The organism is Paenibacillus sp. P4_A7 (assembly GCF_056402455.1).
Map to the genome: position 1 here is coordinate 1 of NZ_JBFUHJ010000302.1, position 6803 is coordinate 6803.

Genomic DNA, 6803 nt, shown 5'->3' on the forward strand with positions numbered 1-6803 from the left:
TTTTACGCCTTCAAGCTTCACAATAGGATCAGGCACGTGAACGCCTCCTTTCCCAAATTAGCTGTGCAGCTGTAATGACGCTTACTATCCATACTACAGCCGTGCCAAGGAAAACAAAGCTGCCCGCCGGCTTTCTGATCCATTTTATCCATTCATAATATTCCGGACCTAGAATGGCTCCTCCGCCCAGCTTAACTACAGTAAAAAGCCTTGAGAGCTCCGCCGGATTAAGAAACGTAAGCATAGTAACCGCTGGCTTGATAATGGGATACGGCATGAAGCCTAATGCTGCAATAAGYAATGGCGGCCAGCCGATAATAGCAAAAAACCATATCGCAACAGCGATCGTTAACGCTTGCCACCGATTTTTGGCCAGCGTACCTACCAGCATAGCAATCGCCAGAAAAAATAAGGCAACGCTGCAGGAAAAGGCTAGCAGCTGCAAGTAGGTCTGAAGTCCAAATCCATATCCTGCAACTAAACCTAGCAGGCCCGCAACTCCAAAACCTACGGAAACAATAACAAGCAGCACAATAACCAACCCTATATATTTTCCTATGATGAAGGACCATGTGCTGATAGGATAAACGGACAATAGCTCCCAGCTCCCGTCCTCCTTCTCTGCAGTCAATGAAAACGATCCGAGTAGCAAAGACATCAATGGCAATAAATACAAGATCAAATTGAGAGTTGTTCCGGTAATGCCAGAGTAGCCTTGAACATAGCCTTGCGCATTAATTAATAGCAAGCAAAGCATGAATAATGCAAAAAGGCCCATGAAAGAATAGGCCCACGGATTACGAAACCCTATTCTCACTTCCCTTATTGCAATATGCGTCGTCTGAATCACGAGTTTTTACCTTCTGTTCCATGACCCATGTCCATCTCTTCTTTACTATCGTCTGAATGCATGTTTTCATTGTGTTTTTCCATGTTTTCCATATCCATCATATCACGGTTAACTTCCCATTTATGTTCAGTTAGCTCTTCAGAACTAAACAATTTTCCCTTTCCTTGCTCATCGATGTAGGCCTGTGCGGAAGCTTTATCCTTGAAGGCGATAACGCCATAAGCCATTGGTGTAATGTATGCAGAATCGTATGCGTAGAATGCCTTCTCATATTTGATCCAATCGCCGCTATTATGATCTCTGACAAATTCAGCTCCTACCGCCTCGGAACCATTTTGGACTTTCCACTTATTCATGCAACCAATATCGTCAAACTTCAAGGATTGACCATCTGTCGTAATAATTTGAGTAGCGTAAGGATCATCCTTCACCGCCATGTTGCAAATAACACACTTATCGGTTTCTTCATTAATTGCTTGTGGCTTGTATTCCTTAGCCCCGCATGCGCTTGCCAGCAGTAGAATAATGACCATAAAAACCCCTGCACTAAATCGTTTCGTTTTCATCTTCTTTTTACCCCCAAATAAATTAGATAATAGGCCAGACTCAGTAGTCCAGCGCCAACTAAAGCTGAATGCAATATTGTTTGCCTTGGTGAGATGAATCTCATTTCCCCTGTCGGTTTCATCAGCGGCGATGCATCCCTCGACCATGACTGTCTCTCCGACTGATAGAGATCTTCTAGGAAAACCATTCCTGGCGACTGGAAGAACAATTGAAAGCCCGGTCTTGTTTTAACCAGACTTTGAAAAAAAGGATTGATCGCATAAGCAGTCTCGCTTTTTCCATCTCCATCCGTATCGATTCCTTGAAAGGAATCCCAATAGTTTCCGTCCAGTATATTACCGACACTATTTCTTGCTTCAGCATTCGCAACATTGCCGATAAACTGATTACCAATCATGACGTTATTTTCGGCATCAAGAAGCTGAATTCCAATAAAATTACCAATAACTGCATTGCCTTCTATGTTGTTTTGCGTAGATTGTTCCACATAGAGTCCTACACGATTTCCCTCAACGAGGTTGTTGCGAATGTTTGTTCGATGCGCATCAAACAATAAAATGCCTTGCGAATTAACACTTTCACTTTGCTTTGTAAATTGGTTTCCAGAAACCTCCACATCGCGAACTGCCATAATCATTGCGCCGGTAATGTTCAGATTTCCAAAGTTATTGCGAATAATCGTCCCTTTTGTATACATGCAATGAACACCGTAACGCAGCAGTTCAAAATGATTATCCTCAATCAAATTCTTGTCGCTGTTTTCCATATAAATACCATCATGCATAGAAGAAATGGTATTTCCATTGAAACGATTTCCACTCGATTCATACAAATCGATTCCGTTTCCTTTGTCGGATAGCTTAACTGGGCGATTCTTGATTACACCAGCCCATTCAATACTTGAGCTTCGGACCTCACCATTGTTAGCTTTCCTCATCTTAATTCCAAATGAGCCGGTACGAATTTGTAAATTATCCAGCAATACGCCATTTGCTTGAACAAGGACGGCAGGCTGCTTCTTGATTGTCTCGTCAATGATGGTCATTCTGATTAAAGAAACGTTATCAGCCTTAATTTGTACAGCAGGTTTTTTAGATGTGTTTTTAATAGTAACCTGTGATCCTGGATTTGCCTTCAGTTGAAGCGTCTTATCAATGACAATGGGAGCATCATAATTCCCTGCTGGAACCAGAATGGTGTCACCTGCTTTCGCCTCATTTATAAGCTTCTGCAAGGGGCTAGTCAACTCATCAGCAATTACATGACCTGCTGCACTCATCATATGTATTACTGCTAGCATCAACGCTATCAAGATTTTCTGCGATGCCTTCATTGCACCTCGACCTTTTTCTTTTTCGTTAGATGGATATCGTCGGTATACAGATGCAAGTACACTTCATATGTACCTGATTTCGGAAATGTGTACGTTCCGATAAATGCATTCTGTCCATCTTTATCAGCACCCAACAATTCCGGATCCTCATTTACTCGAATCTCAAACGCCATATCTGAAGATTTGGAAAGCTCGCCTCCAGTAAAATCCGCCTTCAGTTTAATTGGAGAACCTGCAATCGGAATCTTAGGCACCGTCGTCAAATTCGCATCGATAGCTGCGGGGTCGATTGTTGCCTGTGGAGAAGTCGAACAAGCTGTTAGACAACCGAGTAATACACATATCGCAGCTATCTTTATTGCCTTTTCTAGCAATTTTTCACCTACTCTCAAATTGTTATATTTATATTCTAACAAATATACACTTTTATCCAAATGACTCGAAAGAGCTATAAACTTATCTTATTGTGACAAATTAAAAAAATAGCTCGTTTGAGCCATTAATGTTAATTAGTACTTCCTTTTATAATTATAGGAATACCTATAGAGCTTCTGAAAGGAGAAAATATCGATTACTTTACTCGTTTACGAAACAGGAGGTTACTCAATTATGTCCACGAAAAAAATCAGTCCTTTTCTCATTGCGATTATTATTCTATGTTGTGCCATACTTGCATATCTGTTCTATATATTTCAGAACAGCGACAGCAAGCTGCCCATTGTGAAGGCAGCTCCTAATTTCACTCTTCAAGAGTTAGATGGCTCCACTTTTGAGATGAAAGAAAATCAAGGAAAAATAATGCTCATAGAGTTTATGTTCACCAGTTGTCCCGATATCTGTCCGGCTACTACTTACAATATGGTATTGCTTCAAGAAGAATTAAAAAAACAAGGTAGCTTTGGAAGCGAGGTGCAATTAGCGGCCATTACCTTCGATCCTAATACCGATACACCAGAAGTCTTGCAAGCGTATGCGCAGCGGATGGGAATCGATCATTCAGGTTGGAAGGTGCTCCGTGGAGACGAGGATTATACAATTGAAAAAGCCAAGGAATACGGAATCATGATCCAAAAGCTCGAAGGAAATCAATTTGTTCATACGGTAACCTCTCTAATGCTCGTCGATGCTAAACAGCAAATTCGTAAGGTATATCGAATGGGTGAGGAAATGGACATTGAGATTATCTTAAAAAATATTAACACCCTCCTTAAAGAAAAATAAAGGGTTCAACCTCATATTCAATACCTAAGCCAGGGCCGTCCCAACAAGTCTGTTTGACTTAGGGATGGCTTTTGGCTTTTTAAATGTTTTCCTTCTAGTACATCCAAAATCGGGTATGTCTTTAATGAAGGGCAGTTCATTCTGGAATGAACTCTGCCCTCTGTTTGGTTTACTTGTGCTCCGATAGCCATGTTGCCAGACTTTGAATTTCTTCCGCCGATATGCTCTTACCGAACTGTGGCATACCCTTACGACCATTCGAAACGACATCAATAATTTGTTCCTCCGAGAGTCTAGCTCCTACCTTCTGCAGATTAGGACCTGCTCTTCCCTGCAGTTCATTACCATGGCAAGAAATACACATTTTCTTGTATATGGCCTCGGCTTCGTTACTCTCCATACTTTCTCCTTCGTTATTGTCATTTTTCGACTTATCGCCAGTTGATGCCCCGGCGCAAGCGGTTAATAAAAGTAGTAATGTAACTGCCCCTATGGCCAAAAAACGCCTTGAACTTTGAATCATATGATATCCTCCTTTCTTTTCTATTGAATACTATCATAACCAATCAACATTTTTTTAGAATGACTAAAAAGAGCTATTTGGGAGCATAAATTATGAAAACAAAACAACCATTTATCTATATCTAACACAAATAACCGCCTGAAATTTCAGACGACTCTTTACTATAAACTTGTTATTTTTGTACCGTTCTCTGTTGCTGGTCAAGGTAAGGTGCCAATGAGATTTCCCTAACTTCATGCCTAAACCAACTCATAAGCAAATCCTTTAAGCGATTTTTTCCCCCACCAATACGTATACATACCCATTAAAGAAAAACTGGCAGCTATGAAATGGAAGTAGTGCTGCCAAATAGTCGGATAAAGAAACAAGGACTGAAAGAACCCTCTTGATTCTTTCCATAGCTCGGGCTGGAGCATGGAGACGGCGGTATGCCAGGTTACGAAGACCGATTAACCGAAGAAGAGATAGTTAATTTGACCAATTGGCTGGGTTCCTTTAAATGAAAATTCAACAAAAAAAGCACGATTCTTATGATAAGAACGCGCTTTTTTGCTTTTACATTTGATAAAATCCACGTTCATAAGCATATCTAGCAAGCTGGACACGATTTTCTAAATGTAACTTTTGCAGTATATTCTTCAAATGGTTTTTGACAGTATGCTCGGAAATGACCAACTGTGTAGCAATATCCCGGTTCAACATTCCTTTGGCAACCAAGGATAATATTTCTTTCTCCCTATTTGTAAGGGGGGACTCTTCGATCTTCGGCTTGTCTATTTGAGTAAATTCACTTAATATGCGTTGAGCAAGCTCCTGAGACATAGGTACCTCGTCATAGGCGATCGCTCTTAAGTATTCCAGCCATGCGCTGGGAGTTAAATTTTTGAGCAGATAGCCCTGTGCTCCTTTCTTCAACGCTTCAAACAAATGACTAATATTATCAGATACCGTGACCATGACAATTTTCACATAGGGGAACTTTGCTTTTATTTCCTTCGTTGCATCAAGACCGCCCATTTTCTTCATATTAATGTCCATTAGAATCATATCCGGCATAACTTGCTCTGTCCAATAAATAGCCTCTTCACCGTTTTCTGCTTCTCCAACAATCTCGAACAAGGAATCTTCACTAAGTATCGCCTTTATTCCTTCTCTAGCATGGGGATGATCATCTACAATTAGAACGCGTACCGTTTGATGTGTCATCTATACTCTACCTGCCTTCTCTGTAAGACTTCTAGCGTTGTTCTGCCAGAATCTCTTCTCAAATCCATCTCCCAGCCTAATTCCAGCGTCCGCTCCTTCAAAAATTTCAAGCCATAGCTGCCTTCCTTGAGTAATGGATTTCCCGTAAAACCTATTCCATTATCCGAAATAAAACAAAACCAGCCCTCGTCTCTAGATTCTAATCGTATACGAATATGATTGGCATCTTCGGCATGCTTTCGAATATTGATTAATCCTTCTCTCAGAAACTCATACAAACCTATTTTTTCTTTAACTGTTAAATCAACCTCTTGTATTGGCCATGTATACTCAATTTTCACGCTTGAATCAAAATGTATATCGTTAATTAAATCGCTTATTGAATCTTTCCAATCCGCAATAACGACTTCCGGTGGGTACTTTAAATTGGATATGGACTGGCGCACGTATTCATTGACTTCAAGAACCGTTTTCTTTATAGATAGCAGCTGTTCATCTTGTTCATCGCTAGCTCTAACCTGATCGAGTTTGACAGAAACTAAAAATAAAGACTGTGCAATGCCATCATGCAGCTCCTTAGCTAGTTTTTCTCGCTCCTGTAATGCCGTTTGTATCAGTTTTGATTGCTGGAGTTCCTCTTGAATCGTTTCCATAATAGCGAAAAGCTGTGTAATGAGGAGTAAAGTAATGAGAAATACAAATAATGGTGAAAGCCAATTACCAGCTTCCATTGATATATAAGGTAGCAAGTACTCGTGACGGACATATTCCCATATCCAGATCGTTAGCGTCGGAATGATAAGAATCAACCATTTTATTTGTTTATACAGTTTCAATGACCTCCAAACGAGTATTTGTCAAACTCTCCCAACATCCTAACCTATTGTCTCTTATTCCTTTTAGATAACATATGACTCACTAGGGCTATTTGATAAATAATAAATTCATTTCTTCGTAACAAACTTGCTGAGATATAGCCACAACGAGTCATTTTATCGAAAAGCCTCATTGCTCATAATAAGTAATGAATGAGGTGAGCAAATAAAAATGCCAATTCTTGCTCTTGAGCTTCAAAATGTATGTGCGGGTTACGGTCCTAACCC

8 protein-coding genes are annotated in these 6803 nt (G+C 40.3%); 1 reads left to right on the forward strand and 7 read right to left on the reverse strand.

Features of this window, described 5'->3' with window-relative positions:
- Nucleotides 1-28: 28 nt before the first annotated feature.
- The 4 genes from AC1DWN_RS24380 to AC1DWN_RS24395 are packed head-to-tail and all read right to left on the reverse strand — an operon-like array spanning nt 29 to nt 3124.
- Nucleotides 29-850 carry an ABC transporter permease gene (locus AC1DWN_RS24380; RefSeq protein ID WP_477561486.1) on the reverse strand — a complete coding sequence of 274 codons (822 nt, stop codon included), beginning with the start codon at nt 848-850 and terminating at the stop codon, nt 29-31.
- Nucleotides 847-1416, reverse strand: a complete 570-nt coding sequence (locus AC1DWN_RS24385; RefSeq protein ID WP_477561487.1) for a nitrous oxide reductase accessory protein NosL — start codon at nt 1414-1416, stop codon at nt 847-849. The genes AC1DWN_RS24380 and AC1DWN_RS24385 overlap by 4 nt, the downstream gene beginning before the upstream one ends.
- Nucleotides 1413-2750 (reverse strand): right-handed parallel beta-helix repeat-containing protein, encoded by a 1338-nt coding sequence (locus AC1DWN_RS24390; RefSeq protein WP_477561488.1) that lies wholly within the window; start codon nt 2748-2750, stop codon nt 1413-1415. The genes AC1DWN_RS24385 and AC1DWN_RS24390 overlap by 4 nt, the downstream gene beginning before the upstream one ends.
- The gene (locus AC1DWN_RS24395; RefSeq protein WP_477561489.1) at nt 2747-3124 is read right to left on the reverse strand and encodes a hypothetical protein; all 378 of its coding nucleotides are present in this window, start codon (nt 3122-3124) and stop codon (nt 2747-2749) included. Before AC1DWN_RS24395 ends, AC1DWN_RS24390 begins: the two co-directional genes overlap by 4 nt.
- 235 nt (nt 3125-3359) lie before the next feature.
- Between AC1DWN_RS24395 and AC1DWN_RS24400 the strand changes: the two genes are divergently transcribed.
- Nucleotides 3360-3971: an SCO family protein gene (locus AC1DWN_RS24400; RefSeq protein ID WP_477561490.1), complete on the forward strand. Its 612-nt coding sequence runs from the start codon at nt 3360-3362 to the stop codon at nt 3969-3971.
- A 169-nt stretch (nt 3972-4140) separates the two neighbouring features.
- Here the strand turns inward: AC1DWN_RS24400 and AC1DWN_RS24405 are convergent, their stop codons facing one another.
- The 3 genes from AC1DWN_RS24405 to AC1DWN_RS24415 all read right to left on the reverse strand — a co-directional run bounded on the left by AC1DWN_RS24405 (nt 4141) and on the right by AC1DWN_RS24415 (nt 6536).
- Nucleotides 4141-4494 carry a c-type cytochrome gene (locus AC1DWN_RS24405; protein WP_477561491.1) on the reverse strand — a complete coding sequence of 118 codons (354 nt, stop codon included), beginning with the start codon at nt 4492-4494 and terminating at the stop codon, nt 4141-4143.
- A 555-nt stretch (nt 4495-5049) separates the two neighbouring features.
- On the reverse strand, nt 5050-5700 hold the full coding sequence (locus AC1DWN_RS24410) for a response regulator (protein ID WP_477561492.1): 651 nt from the start codon (nt 5698-5700) through the stop codon (nt 5050-5052).
- Nucleotides 5697-6536 (reverse strand): sensor histidine kinase, encoded by an 840-nt coding sequence (locus AC1DWN_RS24415; protein WP_477561493.1) that lies wholly within the window; start codon nt 6534-6536, stop codon nt 5697-5699. Before AC1DWN_RS24415 ends, AC1DWN_RS24410 begins: the two co-directional genes overlap by 4 nt.
- Nucleotides 6537-6803: the final 267 nt, after the last annotated feature.

What these genes read in the sequence shown, in the direction of transcription:
- AC1DWN_RS24390 (WP_477561488.1), bottom strand. Translation starts at nt 2,750, where the DNA reads ATGAAGGCATCGCAGAAAATCTTGATAGCGTTGATGCTAGCAGTAATA.
- AC1DWN_RS24410 (WP_477561492.1), bottom strand. Translation starts at nt 5,700, where the DNA reads ATGACACATCAAACGGTACGCGTTCTAATTGTAGATGATCATCCCCAT.
- AC1DWN_RS24385 (WP_477561487.1), bottom strand. Translation starts at nt 1,416, where the DNA reads ATGAAAACGAAACGATTTAGTGCAGGGGTTTTTATGGTCATTATTCTA.
- AC1DWN_RS24400 (WP_477561490.1), top strand. Translation starts at nt 3,360, where the DNA reads ATGTCCACGAAAAAAATCAGTCCTTTTCTCATTGCGATTATTATTCTA.
- AC1DWN_RS24405 (WP_477561491.1), bottom strand. Translation starts at nt 4,494, where the DNA reads ATGATTCAAAGTTCAAGGCGTTTTTTGGCCATAGGGGCAGTTACATTA.